The organism is Streptomyces sp. NPDC058671 (assembly GCF_042716475.1).
Classification (GTDB): domain Bacteria; phylum Actinomycetota; class Actinomycetes; order Streptomycetales; family Streptomycetaceae; genus Streptomyces.
Window position 1 is genome coordinate 181,636 of the sequence record NZ_JBHXSA010000016.1, and the last position, 13,702, is coordinate 195,337.

General features: G+C 73.8%; 15 protein-coding genes and 2 pseudogenes. 10 read left to right on the forward strand and 7 right to left on the reverse strand.

Going from position 1 to position 13,702, the window contains the following annotated elements; genetic code table 11:
• Nucleotides 1-14: 14 nt before the first annotated feature.
• The 4 genes from ACFWV2_RS21260 to ACFWV2_RS21275 all read right to left on the reverse strand — a co-directional run bounded on the left by ACFWV2_RS21260 (nt 15) and on the right by ACFWV2_RS21275 (nt 3,396).
• Entirely contained in the window at nt 15-599 is a 585-nt protein-coding gene (locus tag ACFWV2_RS21260) for a nucleosidase (protein WP_384406558.1), read from the reverse strand.
• Nucleotides 600-665: 66 nt separating this feature from the next.
• Nucleotides 666-875, reverse strand: a complete 210-nt coding sequence (locus ACFWV2_RS21265; protein WP_384406560.1) for a DNA-binding protein — start codon at nt 873-875, stop codon at nt 666-668.
• A gap of 263 nt (nt 876-1,138) precedes the next feature.
• Nucleotides 1,139-2,530 (reverse strand): VWA domain-containing protein, encoded by a 1,392-nt coding sequence (locus ACFWV2_RS21270; protein WP_384406562.1) that lies wholly within the window; start codon nt 2,528-2,530, stop codon nt 1,139-1,141.
• Nucleotides 2,527-3,396 (reverse strand): AAA family ATPase, encoded by an 870-nt coding sequence (locus tag ACFWV2_RS21275; protein ID WP_384406564.1) that lies wholly within the window; start codon nt 3,394-3,396, stop codon nt 2,527-2,529. The genes ACFWV2_RS21270 and ACFWV2_RS21275 overlap by 4 nt, the downstream gene beginning before the upstream one ends.
• Before the next feature lie 145 nt (nt 3,397-3,541).
• Between ACFWV2_RS21275 and ACFWV2_RS21280 the strand changes: the two are divergent.
• The 3 genes and pseudogenes from ACFWV2_RS21280 to ACFWV2_RS21290 all read left to right on the forward strand — a co-directional run.
• A pseudogene (locus ACFWV2_RS21280) lies at nt 3,542-3,875 on the forward strand (PP2C family protein-serine/threonine phosphatase); the annotation flags it as partial.
• A gap of 137 nt (nt 3,876-4,012) precedes the next feature.
• Entirely contained in the window at nt 4,013-4,378 is a 366-nt protein-coding gene (locus ACFWV2_RS21285; RefSeq protein WP_384406566.1) for a luciferase family protein, read from the forward strand.
• A gap of 181 nt (nt 4,379-4,559) precedes the next feature.
• A complete protein-coding gene (locus tag ACFWV2_RS21290; protein ID WP_384406568.1) occupies nt 4,560-5,429 on the forward strand; it encodes a YhjD/YihY/BrkB family envelope integrity protein in 870 nt (289 codons plus the stop codon).
• A 2-nt stretch (nt 5,430-5,431) separates the two neighbouring features.
• Here the strand turns inward: ACFWV2_RS21290 and ACFWV2_RS21295 are convergent, their stop codons facing one another.
• Entirely contained in the window at nt 5,432-5,920 is a 489-nt protein-coding gene (locus tag ACFWV2_RS21295; protein WP_384406590.1) for a hypothetical protein, read from the reverse strand.
• On the opposite strand from ACFWV2_RS21295, the pseudogene ACFWV2_RS21300 reads away from it, so the two are divergent.
• The 5 genes and pseudogenes from ACFWV2_RS21300 to ACFWV2_RS21320 form a co-directional block, all read left to right on the forward strand.
• Nucleotides 5,895-6,417 (forward strand): annotated as a pseudogene (locus ACFWV2_RS21300) (LuxR C-terminal-related transcriptional regulator); the annotation flags it as partial. The gene ACFWV2_RS21295 and the pseudogene ACFWV2_RS21300 sit on opposite strands and share 26 nt — an antisense overlap.
• Nucleotides 6,418-6,529: 112 nt before the next feature.
• Complete coding sequence (locus tag ACFWV2_RS21305; protein ID WP_384406570.1) at nt 6,530-7,024, forward strand: NUDIX domain-containing protein; 495 nt, start codon at nt 6,530-6,532, stop codon at nt 7,022-7,024.
• A gap of 110 nt (nt 7,025-7,134) precedes the next feature.
• The gene (locus ACFWV2_RS21310; RefSeq protein ID WP_384406572.1) at nt 7,135-7,770 is read left to right on the forward strand and encodes a DUF6629 family protein; all 636 of its coding nucleotides are present in this window, start codon (nt 7,135-7,137) and stop codon (nt 7,768-7,770) included.
• Between the two features lie 7 nt (nt 7,771-7,777).
• Nucleotides 7,778-7,993: a hypothetical protein gene (locus ACFWV2_RS21315; RefSeq protein ID WP_384406574.1), complete on the forward strand. Its 216-nt coding sequence runs from the start codon at nt 7,778-7,780 to the stop codon at nt 7,991-7,993.
• A 123-nt stretch (nt 7,994-8,116) separates the two neighbouring features.
• A complete protein-coding gene (locus tag ACFWV2_RS21320) occupies nt 8,117-8,614 on the forward strand; it encodes a peptidylprolyl isomerase (protein ID WP_360790798.1) in 498 nt (165 codons plus the stop codon).
• 140 nt (nt 8,615-8,754) lie between these two features.
• Here the strand turns inward: ACFWV2_RS21320 and ACFWV2_RS21325 are convergent, their stop codons facing one another.
• Together ACFWV2_RS21325 and ACFWV2_RS21330 are read right to left on the reverse strand one after the other, a co-directional pair.
• A complete protein-coding gene (locus ACFWV2_RS21325) occupies nt 8,755-9,003 on the reverse strand; it encodes a type B 50S ribosomal protein L31 (protein ID WP_384406576.1) in 249 nt (82 codons plus the stop codon).
• 112 nt (nt 9,004-9,115) lie between these two features.
• The gene (locus ACFWV2_RS21330; RefSeq protein ID WP_384406578.1) at nt 9,116-11,701 is read right to left on the reverse strand and encodes a SpoIIE family protein phosphatase; all 2,586 of its coding nucleotides are present in this window, start codon (nt 11,699-11,701) and stop codon (nt 9,116-9,118) included.
• A 121-nt stretch (nt 11,702-11,822) separates the two neighbouring features.
• On the opposite strand from ACFWV2_RS21330, the gene ACFWV2_RS21335 reads away from it, so the two are divergent.
• Nucleotides 11,823-12,587, forward strand: coding sequence for an alpha/beta fold hydrolase (locus tag ACFWV2_RS21335; protein ID WP_384406580.1), 765 nt, complete (start codon nt 11,823-11,825; stop codon nt 12,585-12,587).
• A 122-nt stretch (nt 12,588-12,709) separates the two neighbouring features.
• Nucleotides 12,710-13,702, forward strand: a 993-nt coding sequence (locus ACFWV2_RS21340; RefSeq protein ID WP_384406582.1) for a phosphoribosyltransferase family protein, incomplete at its 3' end; no start/stop codon positions are given.

Sequence of the window (13,702 nt, forward strand, 5' to 3'; positions counted from 1 at the left end):
CGGGCCGAGCGCCCTCAGGAGCGGTACGGGGTGTTCGCCTCCGCCCAGTCCGCAAGCGCCCGCGCGCACTCGGCGACCGATTCCCGCCAGGTGCGCGCGGCACCGTCACCGGCCTCGTCGCTGACGTGCTTGACGATGCGCAGCGGTACCCCGGCGAGCTCCGCCGCGGCCGCGAGCGCGTACCCCTCCATGTCGACCAGCGGTGCTCGCTCCGCGAGCCGGGCGCGAGCGGCGTCGTCCGAGATGAAGGCGTCCCCGGTGGCCAGGACCACCTCTCCGCCGTCGGGCAGCGACAGCGGCGCCCCGTACGTCTCTCCGGTGAGCGTGGCGAGCAGTTCGCCGTCGAGGTCGTGCTGCACCACGGTCCCGACGACATGCGTCCCGGACCAGCCGGGACGCAGCGCCCCGGCCGTCCCCAGATTCACGATCCCGGACGGGCGCGGGCCCCGGCCGAGGACGGTCGCGAGGGCGGTCGCCGCGTTCACCTTGCCCATGCCGGTCAGGAGCACGGGCAGTTCCGTGTCCAGGAACTGGGCCTCCTCCTTGACGGCGAGGACGAGCAGAGGACGGTCGGCGGTGATCTCTCCCAGGAGTTCCATGGGGCCACGCTAGTTCGAGCGACCGGCCGCCGTACAACCGATGCCCATGTCAGGGGCGACGGACGCTCACCCCAGTGACAGACCGCGCTCCGCGAGCGCCTCGCCGAGCACGCGCAACGCCTTCGGCCCGACGCCGTGCAGTGCGGCGAGCTCGGCGGCGGGCACCCCCGCGAGCTGGTCGAGGCGGGTGTATCCGGCCGCGGCGAGGGCGCGGGTCGCGGGCGCGCCGACGGCGCGGGGGAAGTCCGTCTCGGGACGGTCGGATGCGATGGCCATGGACCGATCGTGCCACGCCAGGCGGTGCGTGCCCTGTCCGGGAGCGCGGTTCGACGGAGTCCGCGAGGCCCACGCCGCGTACGCCTGCGTCGTACGCCTGTGTCGCGTACGTCCGAGTCGCTTACGCCGGCATCGCGTACGCCCGCCCGCTCCGCGCACGCCCGCCGCCTACGCCTGCGCCATCAGCCAGTGCCGTACGGGCCAGCACCCTGTACATATTCGGCCCGTACGCGCGCGGTCCGCCCCCGTCGGCCGCCCCGCCCTCAGACCGGCAGCAGACGTCCGATCAGCGCTCCCAGCTGGCGGGCGTTCCGGCACGGGCGCATCTCGACGAGGTCGGCGTAGGCCGGGGCGGCAGAGTCGCCCGTGCCCCACAGCGAGGGCTGCTCGGGGTTGAGCCAGTGGACCCGCCGCGCCCGCTCCGCGATCCGCTTCAGCGCCGCCAGGTTCGGGTCGGAGCCGTTGGTGCGGGCGTCCCCGAGGACGAAAACCACCGTGCGCGGTCCGACGACGTCCGCGTACCGCTCGGCGAACTCGCCGAGCGCCGTCCCGTAGTCGCTCTGCCCGTGCCAGCCGGTCAGCTCCGCCTCCGCGAGGATCCGCTCGCCGAGGCCCGCCGGGTCCGCCGGGCCCCGGGCGATGAGCGCCGTGACCTCGTCCACCCGGTTGACGAAGGCGAAGACCCGGACCCTGCTGAACTGGTCGTGCAGGGCCTGCACCAGGAGCATCGTGAACTGCGCGAAACCTGCCACCGACCCCGAGACGTCGCACAGCAGGACCAGCTCGGGCCGCCGGGGCGTGCGCCGCCGGTACACCGGGCGCACCGGCACGCCCCCGGTCGACAGCGACCGGCGCAGCGTCCGCCGCAGGTCGATCTCCCCGCGCGCCGCCCGCCGCCGCCGGGCCGCGAGCCGGGTGGCCAGCTTCCGCGCCAGCGGCCGTACCGTACGCCGCAGCTCGTCCAGCTGCGCCCGCCCGGCGAGGAGGAAGTCCACGGTGTCGGCCGTCCCCGCGACCGCACGGCGTGCCACCGGGTCCCGCCCCTGCCGCTCGGCGACCCGGCGCCGGGCCTCGGTCCGCACCCGCTCACGGAAGGCCTCGATCCGCCGTCGGATCTCGTCGTCGAGCAGCCTGTCGGTGAACTCGGGATCCCCCGCGCCGGAGACCGTCCCGAGCCGCTCCCGCACCCGGGCGAGCAGCGTCTCCGGGCGGAGCCGGGAGAGCGTCTGGTACGAGGACCAGCCGTCCGACCCCGGGGTGGAGCCGTAGCCGCCGAAACCGCTCACCGCCTCGGCGGCGAGCCGGTCGAGAGCGGCGTCGTCACCGGCGCCGAGGGCATCCGTGAGCCGCTCGCGCAGCGCGGCGAGACCTGCCGGGGTGCCGTCGTACTCCTCCGCCGCCCCGGTGTGGCCGAGCGGGAAGTACAGGTCGAAGACCCGGTCGAACACCGGGCGCTGCCCCTCCCCGTGCAGCAGGGTCGCCGCCAGCGCCTCCCGTACCCGCTCGCGGTCCGTGAACCCCACCGCCTCCAGGGCCCGTCCCGCGTCCACGGTCTCGCCCGTCCCGATGCCGAACCCGTGGTCGCGCAATGCCCCCACCAGGCCGGTGAGCCGCGCGACCGCCCCCGCCCCCGGCGCCTCCGGCTCCGGGATCACACCGTGTCCAGATCGAGCTTGGCCGCGGCCTTCACGATGTCCGCCTGGTGCTTGAGGAGGACGCCCAGGGTCTCCCGTACGATCCGCTCGTCCAACCGGTCCGCGCCCAGCGCGAGCAGAGTGCGGGCCCAGTCGATCGTCTCCGAGACGGACGGAGCCTTGCGCAGGTCCATCGCCCGTAGCGCCCCCACGACCCGCACCACGGACGCGGCGAGCGCGGAGTCGAGGCCGGGGACCTTGAGCCTGACGATCCGGCGCTCCAGCCCCTCCTCGGGGAAGCCGATGTGCAGGAAGAGGCAGCGCCGGCGCAGCGCCTCCGACAGTTCGCGGCTCGCGTTCGAGGTGAGGACGGTGAACGGCCGGCGGCTGGCCGTGATCGTGCCGAGTTCGGGCACGGTGATCTGGAAGTCGCTGAGCACCTCCAGGAGGAGGCCCTCCACCTCCACGTCCGCCTTGTCGGTCTCGTCGATCAGAAGCACGGTCGGCTCCTCGGAGCGGATCGCGGTGAGCAGCGGCCGGGGGAGCAGGAACTCCTCGCCGAAGATGTCCGTCCGGGTCTCGTCCCACGACTCGCCCCGGCCGGCCGTGATCCGCAGCAGCTGCTTGGCGTGGTTCCACTCGTACAGCGCGCGGGACTCGTCGACGCCCTCGTAGCACTGCAACCGGACCAGCCGGGCGCCCGCCACCTCGGTCACGGCCTTGGCGAGCTCCGTCTTGCCGACGCCGGCCGGGCCCTCGACGAGGAGCGGCTTGCCGAGCCGGTCGGCGAGGAAGACGGTGGTGGCGACGGCGGGTGACGCCAGGTAGCCGGTCGCCGCGAGCCGTTCCGCGACGTCGTCGACGGAGCTGAAGAATCCGGTCGTCATGGCAGTCCCCCCGGGAACGTGATGCCTACTGGCCAGTAGCCTCTGCTGCAGTACTTGATCAGATCGGGCACCGTCGCACAACCGTCCCGCACGAGGTCCGTACCGCGCGCGGGATGCCACCCGCCGGTGCTAGGGAAGGGTGACCGGGCACCTGCCGCCCGTCGTCTATGCCGCGACGGCTCGGCGGAGCTCGTCGAGCTTCCGGTCGGCCCGCCCCTGGGCACCGGCGTCGGCGGCTACGAGCCCACCACCCGTCCACTCACTCCGCGAGACCCTGCTGATCTTCACCGACGGACTCGTCGAACGGCGCGGCGGCGAGGACATCGACGTGTCGCCCCCGTCTCGCGGCCCTGCGGCTCCCCGCGGACTCCGGCCCCGGCCAGGTCGCCGACGAGGTTCTCCGCCGCCTCGACGCGCACGGCGCGGAGGACGACGTGGGCGTCCTCGCGGCACGTGTCCGCGCGCGTGCACCACAGTGACCCGGAGTCACCTCCCTCCCACGGAACGCGGTGACACACGGTCACCCGGCTCCTGCCGGTGGCATGTTTCCCGCCCGGGCGGGATTCTTCCGGCAGGACGCTTGTGCGCGGCCCCCGGGCCCGGCACGCTCCTCCGTATGAACACGGCCAGGCATGCCAGTGAACGTCTGATGAGCTGGCCCTCGCTGACCTCCGGCAGCGCACACTGCGGCGCCGAGGTCGGACTGGGCACCGCGACACAGGAGATCGTGAACTTCCACGGTGAACACGAGGCGGACGTCCATCTGACCCGCGCCATGATCGCGAAGCTGCGACCGGCCCTCCTCGGGTCGAGCGCGGTCCGTCTCCGTGCCGGCTCCGGATGGGTGACCGTCCGTCTGGACATGGGCTCGGACATCGACCTGCTCGCCACCCTCGTGAGCGCCGCCCTCCAGGCCAGCGGCATCCCCGACGTCACCCCGGACGGCTGCACCCGCACCCTCCCGGTCCCGGGGGACCGCTAGGACCTGTCGGGCGCTGTGTACGCGGGCCCTGTGCCCGCGTGCCGTCGCCCGGCTCGCCGGGGCCCGCGCCCGGACCGTGCGCCCGCTTCCCCCGTGAGACCCTCCCGCCCCCAGGGCGTCCCGCACCCGTTCGGCCGTACCCCTGAGAGGTCACACCCCCCTGCCGGGTACCTCACGAGGCATGCCCTCCACACCCGGTCCGCCGCACGACGGGGCCCCGACCGAACACGGCCACTGGTTCCGACGGTTCCACGCCCGCCTCGTCGGCTCGTCCCTCGGGCTCGCGTGGAACCGCGGCCGCGCCATGGAACTCATGCACCGCGCCATGGGCTTCGCGGCGCTCAGTCTGCTCACCCTCGTCCCCCTCCTCATCGTCGTCGCCGCCGCGGACCTCGCGAGCGGTCAGGGTTTCGCCCGCTGGCTCGTCCAGGGCCTCGGCGTCTCCGAGGTCTCCCAGGAGGAGGTCGAGCAGCTCTTCGGCCAGCCGGGACAGGCCCTGCAACGCACCACCGCCTTCGGCCTCGCCGCCCTGGCCGCCTTCGGCGTCACCTTCGGATCCGCCGTACAGACCGGGTACGAGAGGGTCTGGGACCTCCCCACGGCCCGCTGGCACACGATGTGGCGGCACGTCGTCTGGCTCGCCGTCCTCGTCGCCGCCCTCCTCCTCTTCGTCGCCGGCGCGGCGCCCGCCGACTCCTCGGCCGTGACCACCGTGCTCACCGCCGTCGCCGACCTCCTCGGCACCTTCGTCTTCTTCTGGTGGTCGCAGCGCTTCCTGCTCTGCGGCCGCATCCGCTGGCGCGCCCTCGCCCCCGGGGCCGCCCTCACGGCGCTCGGTCTCCTCGGGCTGCGGATCTTCTCCCAGCTCGTCTTCTCCCCGCTCATCGCCTCCAACGCGGTGACGTACGGCCAGTTCGGCACCGTCCTCGTCCTCCAGTCCTGGCTCGTCGGTGTCGGCTTCGTCGTGTACGGAGGCGCCCTCACCGGACGCCTCGTCCACGAGCACCTCCTGGGACGCCGCCTCGCCGGGAAGCGGCCCGACGGCACCTGACGTCACTGGTCGCGGTGCCGCACCGCCACCACCGCGACCACCATCGCGCCCAGCGCCCGCAGCGCGTACACCAGCCAGGCGCCTCCGACCGTCCAGGGGTACGGCTCCACCACGGCCGGTCCCGCGGCGACCAGGCGCTCCCACGCGTGGAGCGGCGTCGCGTGGGCCAGGACCGCGGTCAGGTGGCGCCGGTCGCCCAGGACCGACGGCAACAGCAGAAGCAGCACCACCGAGCCGACGACCGACACCGCGCTGCGCCGCAGCAGCGTGCCGAGCGCCGCGCCGGCGAGCGCGCAGACCGGCGCGAGCAGCGCGGACGCCACGACGAGCCGCAGCGCCCCGGGGTGCGTGATCGGCAGGCCGACACCGCGCTCCGCGAGCACCGCCTGCGTCGACCAGCACGAAAGCCCGGCGGCGAGCGCCCCGAACCCGCTCTGCACGCCTGCCACGACCAGCAGCTTCGAGGAGACCGGCGCCGACGTCGTCGTCATGGACCTGCGCATGTCGGGGACGGACGGCATCGAGGCCACCCGCCTCATCACCGCCGGGTCCACCGTGCGCGCGGGTCGTCGTGCTCACCACCTTCGACGACGACCACGTGTACGGGGCGCTGCACGCGGGCGCGTCCGGATTCCTGGTGAAGGACATGGCCCTGGACGACATCCTGGCCGCCGTCCGGGTCGTCGCCTCCGGCGACGCCCTCATCGCGCCCAGCGTCACCCGGCGCCTCATCAAGGAGTTCACCGACCGCCCGAGACCGGCCCCCGCCGCGCCCAGGCGCCGGGCCGAGGGGATCACGGACCGCGAGCGCGAGGTCCTCACCCTGGTCGGCCGGGGCCTCTCCAACAGGGAGATAGCCGCCGCACTCCACATCAGCGTCGCCACCGCCAAGACCTACGTCATCCGGCTGCCGGCCAAGCTGGACGCCCGCGACCGGGTGCAGCTGGTGATCATCGCGTACGAGGCGGGGCTGGTCTCGACGGCCTGACCGGGGCCGTCGCGGTCACACGATCCGGTGATCGACTCGTGAGCGGCCGGGTGTCCGCGCGGAGCCCGCTTGGATGAAGGCGAACCATCGGTCCGTCGAGAGAGAGCCGCCCATGGCGAACATCTGGCTGCCGCCCGTCGAGTACGTGGCGACCCTGCCGAGAGCGACGGCGTACGCCTGCCTCTACTTCACCGACACGGCAGGCCGCCCCTTCCAGCTCCGCGCCACGTACCGCACGGAGATGTGGCAGTGGCCCGGCGGCAACATGGACCCGGGGGAGACCCCCTGGGAGACGGCGGTCCGCGAGTGCCACGAGGAGACCGGCATCACCTTCACCGGCGAGCCGCGGCTCCTCGGCACGCACTTCGTCACCGACCGGGGCGAGGAGTGGCCCGCCAACCACATCGGTTTCATCTTCGACGGCGGGGAGCTGACGGACGAGCAGATCGCCGTCGTCGTCCTCGACCCCGAGGAGCACAGTGAGTACCGCCTGCGCACCCTGGACGAGTGGGAGCGCGAGATGGACCCGGGGGAGTTCAGGCGTCTCGCCGGGATCGACAGGGCCCGCAGGACCGGCGTACCGGTGTACCTGGACACAGGCCCCTGACGGACCGGGGTACGAGGGGCGGGGGCCGGCCCCGGGTCGGTCCCGCCCCGGACATGCCGGATATCCACCACGACCGCACACATGTCCCTGATCTGGGATAGAAGGGCGGTATGTGCTGGAGTGCGACGGCCGACCTCTGGGCGGGCCTCGGGATCGGCGCCGTCGGCGTGGCCTGCCTCGCCGCCGTACGCCGCCCGGGGGACGTGCCGCTCGCCGCCCTGCCCCTGCTCCTCGGCGTCCACCAGATCGTCGAGGCCGCCGTCCGGCGCGCCGACGGAGGGGCCGGAACCGCCACCCTCGCCTGGGCCGTGATCGCCCTCCCCCTGCTGCCCGTATGGGTGTCCTCGGGTGTCCTCGCCGCCACCCGCCCCGCCGACCGGCCACGCCTGTACGCCCCGCTCACCGCGGGGACCGTCACCGCCGCGTTCCTCGCGTACCGCCTCGCCGTCCGCCCCGTCACGGCCGAGGTCCGGGGCCACACCCTCGGCTACGCCGTGGACCTGCCGTACGCGCCCCTCGTCCTCGCCGGGTACCTCCTCGCCACCGTCGGCGCCCTGCTCCTCGCCCGCGACCGGGTCCTCCGGCTCCTCGGGCTTGTCACCGGCGTCGGGGCGACCGTCTGCGCCCTGCTGTGGAGCACCGAGTTCCTCTCCACCTGGTGCGCCCTCGCCGCCGTGGCCTGCCTGCTCCTCCTGGTCTGGATCCGGCGCCGGCCGGCCGTAACCCCCGGGCCGCTCAGTAGTTGACCAGGGCATGAAGAAGCGCAGCATGCTCGCCATCGCCTCCCTCGCCGCAGGCGTCGTCACCGCCCTCGTCACCCCGCCGCCGCAGGCCAGCGCGGCCGAGAGCCCCCTCGGCGGCGCCACCGGCCTCCTCCAGGAGGACCAGGCCGTCGAGACCGTCCTCCAGGACACCGTCCAGGGCGCCGAAGACGCCCTCCCGGTTCCCCGCGCCAACGGGCTGCTCTGACCTTCCGCGTCACGCGGCGACCGGTGCCCCGCGCCCCCACGGGCCGCGGGGCACCGGCACGCCATGACCCGGGAGGCGGCAGCCCGTGCGCGCGCCGTGCGCGAGTAATGACAGGATGTCCTCATGAGCGACAACGTTTACTTCGACATCACCATCAACGACGAGCCCGCCGGTCGGATCACCTTCCAGCTGTTCGACGACGTCGTCCCGAAGACGGCCCAGAACTTCCGCGAGCTCTGCACCGGCGTGCACGGCTTCGGTTACGCCGGTTCCCCGTTCCACCGCGTGATCCCGCAGTTCATGCTGCAGGGCGGCGACTTCACCCGCGGCAACGGCACCGGCGGCAAGAGCATCTACGGCGAGAAGTTCGCGGACGAGAACTTCAAGCTGAAGCACGACCGCCCGTTCCTGCTCTCGATGGCCAACGCCGGCCCGAACAGCAACGGCTCGCAGTTCTTCATCACCACGATCGTCACCGACTGGCTCGACGGCAAGCACGTCGTCTTCGGCGAGGTCGTCGAGGGCCAGGACCTCGTCAAGAAGATCGAGGGCCTCGGTTCCCGCTCCGGCGCCACCAGCGCCACCATCAAGGTCGCCGAGTCCGGCATCGTGAAGGCCTGATCGCCCTTCCGAGCCGAGTCGAGGGCGCCGGGCGCCCTCGCTCGACCACCCCGGCCGGGGCGGGGAGCGTCGTCCGCCGGGACGCGCACCCCGCCCCTGCTCGTGGGCCGCGGGCACGGACAGCGGCCCGAACCGTGGCCTCAGCCCGTGTCGCCGAAGCGCCGCTCGAACTTCGCGATCCTTCCCTCGGAGTCCACCGTCCGCGCCGTGCCCGTGAAGAACGGGTGGCTCTCGGAGGAGATCTCGACGTCGATCACCGGGTACGTGGCGCCGTCGTCCCACTCGATGGTCCGGTCGCTGGTCGCGGTGGACCGGGTCAGAAAGGCGTACCCGGCCGAGCGGTCGCGGAAGACCACCGGGCCGTACTCGGGCTGCTTGTCCTGCTGCACGTGTCCTCCTCGGGCTGACGCCCCGCATCGCCCGGCCTGATCGGCCGGGGCACTCCCAGCCTCCCCGCGCGCCCGGCCGCCGACCAACGCCACGGGCCCGACCGGGTGATCCTCAGCCGTGCTCAGGCCACCGCGCCGCGAGCAGCACCGCGATGTCGTCGAGGCGGGCCGTGGCCTGGCGGGCCTCCCGGATCACCCGATCGGCGGTCTCCGCGAGCGGCAGCGAAGCGGCCGCGGAGAGAGCCCGGCGCAGACGCTCGATCCCCTCGTCGATGTCCCGGCCCGGCAGCTCCACCAGACCGTCGGTGAAGAGCGCGAGCACCTCGCCGGGAGCCAGCCGCAGCCGCGTGACCGGGTACGACGCGCGGTCGTCGACCCCCAGCACCACCCCGCCCGCGAGCTCCAGCAGCTCCGTCGTCCCGTCCGGCCGCAGCAGCAACGGCTGTGGATGCCCGGCCCGCACCGCCCGCACCTCACCCGTGTCCGGGTCGAGGAGCATGTAGCAGCAGCTCGCGAACTGCCCCGGGTCCAGATCGATCAGCAGCCGGTTCGTCCCGCGCATCACGTCCTGCGGCCGATGACCGCCCAGCGCGAACGCCCGCACGGCGCTGCGCAGCTGACCCATCGTGGCCGCCGCCGCCACGCCGTGCCCCTGGACGTCTCCGATGACCAGGGCCAGGCACCCCTGCCCCGCCTCGATCACGTCGTACCAGTCGCCGCCGACGTCCATGCCCTGGGTGCCCGGAAGGTAGCGGCCCACCGTGTCCACGCCGTCCCGCACCGGCAGCCGGTGCGGCAGCAGCGCGTCCTGGAGCCCCCGCGCGACCGCGGACTCGGAGTCGTACCGCTGCGCCCGTTCCAGGGCCTGCGCGATGAGGCCCGCGAGCGCCGTGAGCACGGTCCGCTCCTCCGGACTGAAGCCGCGAGGCCGGTCGAACCCCAGGATGCAGGAGCCCACCGGCCGGCCCGAGGCGATCAACGGCAGGAACGCCCTCGCACCCGACTGCGCGTCCAGCGGAACCCCCGGGTACGTGCGGCCCAGCTGCTCCATCGACTCGAAGAACAACGGCCTGCCCGTGGTCAGCGTCTCCACGCCCGGCAACCGGGCGTCCAGGGCCACGCCGTCGAAGGATTCCAGGAACCCCGGCGGGAAACCCGTCTCCCACGCCAGGTACAACCGCCGGTCGCTCAGCAGGTAGATGGCCAACTGGCGCCCGCCGAACGCCGGAAGCAGCTCCTCCGTCACCACCGCCGACACCTGGCGTGCCGTCACGGCCTCGGAGAGCGCGATGGCCAGAGCGACCGGCCGGTAGGGGGCAGTCACCCGGTCGGGGGACAGGGAGAACGTGTCGTCCTTCCCGCTCCCGCCGCCGGTGCCCGGCGTGAGTTTCGTCGGGTCCTCCTCCGGGACCAGGACCATCGTCACCCCGTCCCGCCCCGGATGCAGCGAGACCGACAGCCATCGGCCCGGCTCGGGCCGGGCCACGAAGCGCGCCGCCTGCCCGGAGACGAACGCGGCGCGCAACTGCTCCTCGTGGAACGGCAGGCCGAACCAGGGCAGCGCCTCCCACAGCGGCCGCCCCGCCAGAGCCCCGCGGGAGCGACCCAGCAGCCGCTCGGTGCGCTCGTTGACGTAGGTGACGCGTCCCAGCCGGTCGATCGCCAGGATGGCCCGGGGCAGCCGGTCCGTGGCGTCCGAGCCGATCAGCCCGGTGCCGAGGTCGACGAGGGTGCACATCAGCCGCGTCCTCCCGCCGTACGGGCCGTCCTCCGCGCCCAACGCCCCCGGGGGGTCGGCACGCGCCCGCGTGGAGACCTCCAACAGGTGCAGCCCGCCGTCCGGTCCCTTCAGCCGGATCCTGCGCACCACCGGCCGCCCGTCCGGCCCCGTCGCCTGCCGCGCCGCCGCCCACAGCGCGTACCCGTCCTCCGGATCCAGGAGGGACGTGAGCGCCTCGATCGAGCACGGCGAGGTCACCTCCGTGCCGAGGATCTCCAGCAGCCCGGCGTCCATCGTGACGGTGCCCGACTGCACGTCCCAGTCGAAGGAGCCGAAGCGGACCGGCGGCGCGCCCGTCGTGGACAGCTGCACGCACACCGGGTCGCCGGGCCACTCGACCACCGTCCCCCCGCGGGCCAGACCGGCCAGGGCCTCGCCGAGGCCGAGCGCGCCCCGCGTCATCCGGCCCCGGTCCCGGGCGTCCACCGCGACCCCGGGGGTCGGCGCCCGCAGTGCCAGGAGGACCCCGAACCGCTCACGGCCCGCGACGACCGGCGCGTACAGGGAGGCGAAGGGGAACGGGAGACTCGCCACCAGCTGGGGAAACCTCCGCATCGCCTCCTCGACGTCGGCGAGGTGGACGGACTGGCCCGAGCGATGCACCTCGGCGACCGGGAACGGGCGGTTCTCGTGCATCCGCCACCACGGACGGAACAGGGGCCCCGGCAGTCCCACCAGGACCGCGAGCTTCAGCAGCCCCGTCGTTCCGGAACGCAGGTACACCCCGCCCGCGTAGCCGCCGACCTCCTCGATGGTCCGGAGCGCCGCTTCCGCGAGTGCCCAGGTCAGTGCGCCGGAAGCAGGCCCGTCCGGGGCTCCTGTCCCGGACGGACGCCCGGTTGCGCCGACCGGGCCGGGGCCGGACATGCCGTGCGAAGTCACACAGTCAGCATGCCCCCGAGGGGAAACGCCCTGCATCCCGAGCCAGGGCCTTCTCTCCGCACCCTTGACCACATGCATCCATACCGTCACACTCGGTAGCCGACCGTGCCGACAGTCGCGCGGTCCGCCACCCACCATCTCGCGCTCAGGGGGCACGATGACGGACCGCGTTCTTCCGTACGACGTACAGGGCGACGGCCCCCGGCGTGCCCTCGTGCTGCACAACTGGTTCGGCGACCGCACCAGCTTCGCCCCGCTCCGCGCCCACCTCCAGGACGCCGACCACTCCTACGCGTTCGTCGACTGCCGCGGCTACGGCGAGGCACTCGACCGCACCGGCGCCTACACGATGGAGGAGGTCGCCGCCGACGCCCTCGCGGTCGCCGACGACCTCGGCTGGGACTCCTTCTCCGTCATCGGTCACTCGATGGGTGGCAAGGCGGCACAGCTGATGCTCCTCGACGCCCCCGACCGCGTCCGCTCGATCGTCGGCATCTCGCCGGTATCGGCTGCCGGGTTCCCCCTCGACGGCGAGACCTGGGAGCTGTTCGCCGGAGCCGCCGAGGACCCGGCGAACCGGCGTGCGATCATCGACACCACCACCGGCGGCCGCTACGACGACGCCTGGCTGAGCACCCTCGTCGAGCGCTCCGTCGGGCGGTCCTCCGCGACCGCCTTCCGCGCCTACCTGGACTCCTGGTCCCGCACCGACTTCCACGAGCGCGTCCGCGACAACCCCACCCCTGTCCTGCTCGTCGTCGGCGCCCACGACCCCGCGCTCGGCAGCGAGGCGATGGAGGCCACCTGGCTGCGCTGGTACCCGAACGCGCGCCTCGAAGTCCTCAAGGACGCGGGTCACTACGCGCCCGAGGAGACGCCGCAGGCCCTCGCCGAGGCCATCGAGGCCTTCCTCGCCGCCTGACGGGGCCTCTCGCCGCCGACCTGGCCGCCGTCGCCGACGCGTCTACCCTGGAGACACGGGCGGGGGGACGTCCACTCCGTTCGTCCCGGGCCCGGAGCCGCGCAGGCGGAAGGGCGGCGGCCATGTACTTCAGCGACCGGATCGACGCGGGACGGCAGCTCGCCGCCCGACTGGGCCATCTCAAGGGCCTGGACGTCGTGGTGCTCGGTCTTCCACGCGGCGGTGTGCCGGTGGCCGCCGAGGTCGCCGACGCCCTCGACGCCCCGCTCGACATCTGTCTCGTGCGGAAGCTGGGACTGCCCCGCCAGCCGGAACTCGCGATGGGCGCGCTCGGCGAGGGCGGTGTCCGGGTGGTCAACGAGCGGGTGATGCGCGAGACCGGCGCGGACGCGCGTGATCTCGCGGCCGTGGAGCGGCGCGAGCTCGCCGAGCTCGACCAGCGGGCCACGCGCTACCGGGGCAGCAGGCCCTCCGTGCCGCTCGAAGGGCGGACGGTCCTCGTCGTCGACGACGGTCTCGCGACCGGCGCCACGGCCCTGGCGGCCTGCCGGGTGGTACGCGCCAGGGGCGCCGCCCGGATCGTCCTCGCGGTCCCGGTCGCGCCGCCGGGCTGGACGGCCCGGCTCGGCGGCGAGGCCGACGAGACCCTCAGCGTCCACACCCCGGAGCTGTTCTACGCGATCGGACAGTTCTACCGGGACTTCACGCAGACCCCCGACGCCGAGGTCATCACCTGCCTGGACCGGAACCGGGCCACGCGGGGCCCGGTCGTCCACGAGACGGACGTACGCATCCCGGCCACCGGAGCGACGCTCACCGGACGGCTCGCGGTGCCCGAGGACGCCGCCGGTATCGTCCTGTTCGCCCATGGGAGCGGCAGCGGCCGGCACAGCCCCCGCAACCGCGCGGTCGCGGCGGCGCTCAACCGGGCAGGCCTCGGAACGCTCCTCTTCGACCTCCTCACCGAGGCGGAGGCGGGCGACCGGGCCCGTGTCTTCGACACCCCGCTGCTCGCGGGCCGGCTCGCCGAGGCCACGGGCTGGCTCACCGCTCGGCCCGGCAGTGGCGGCCTCCCGCTCGGTTACTTCGGGGCGAGCACGGGAGCGTCCGCCGCC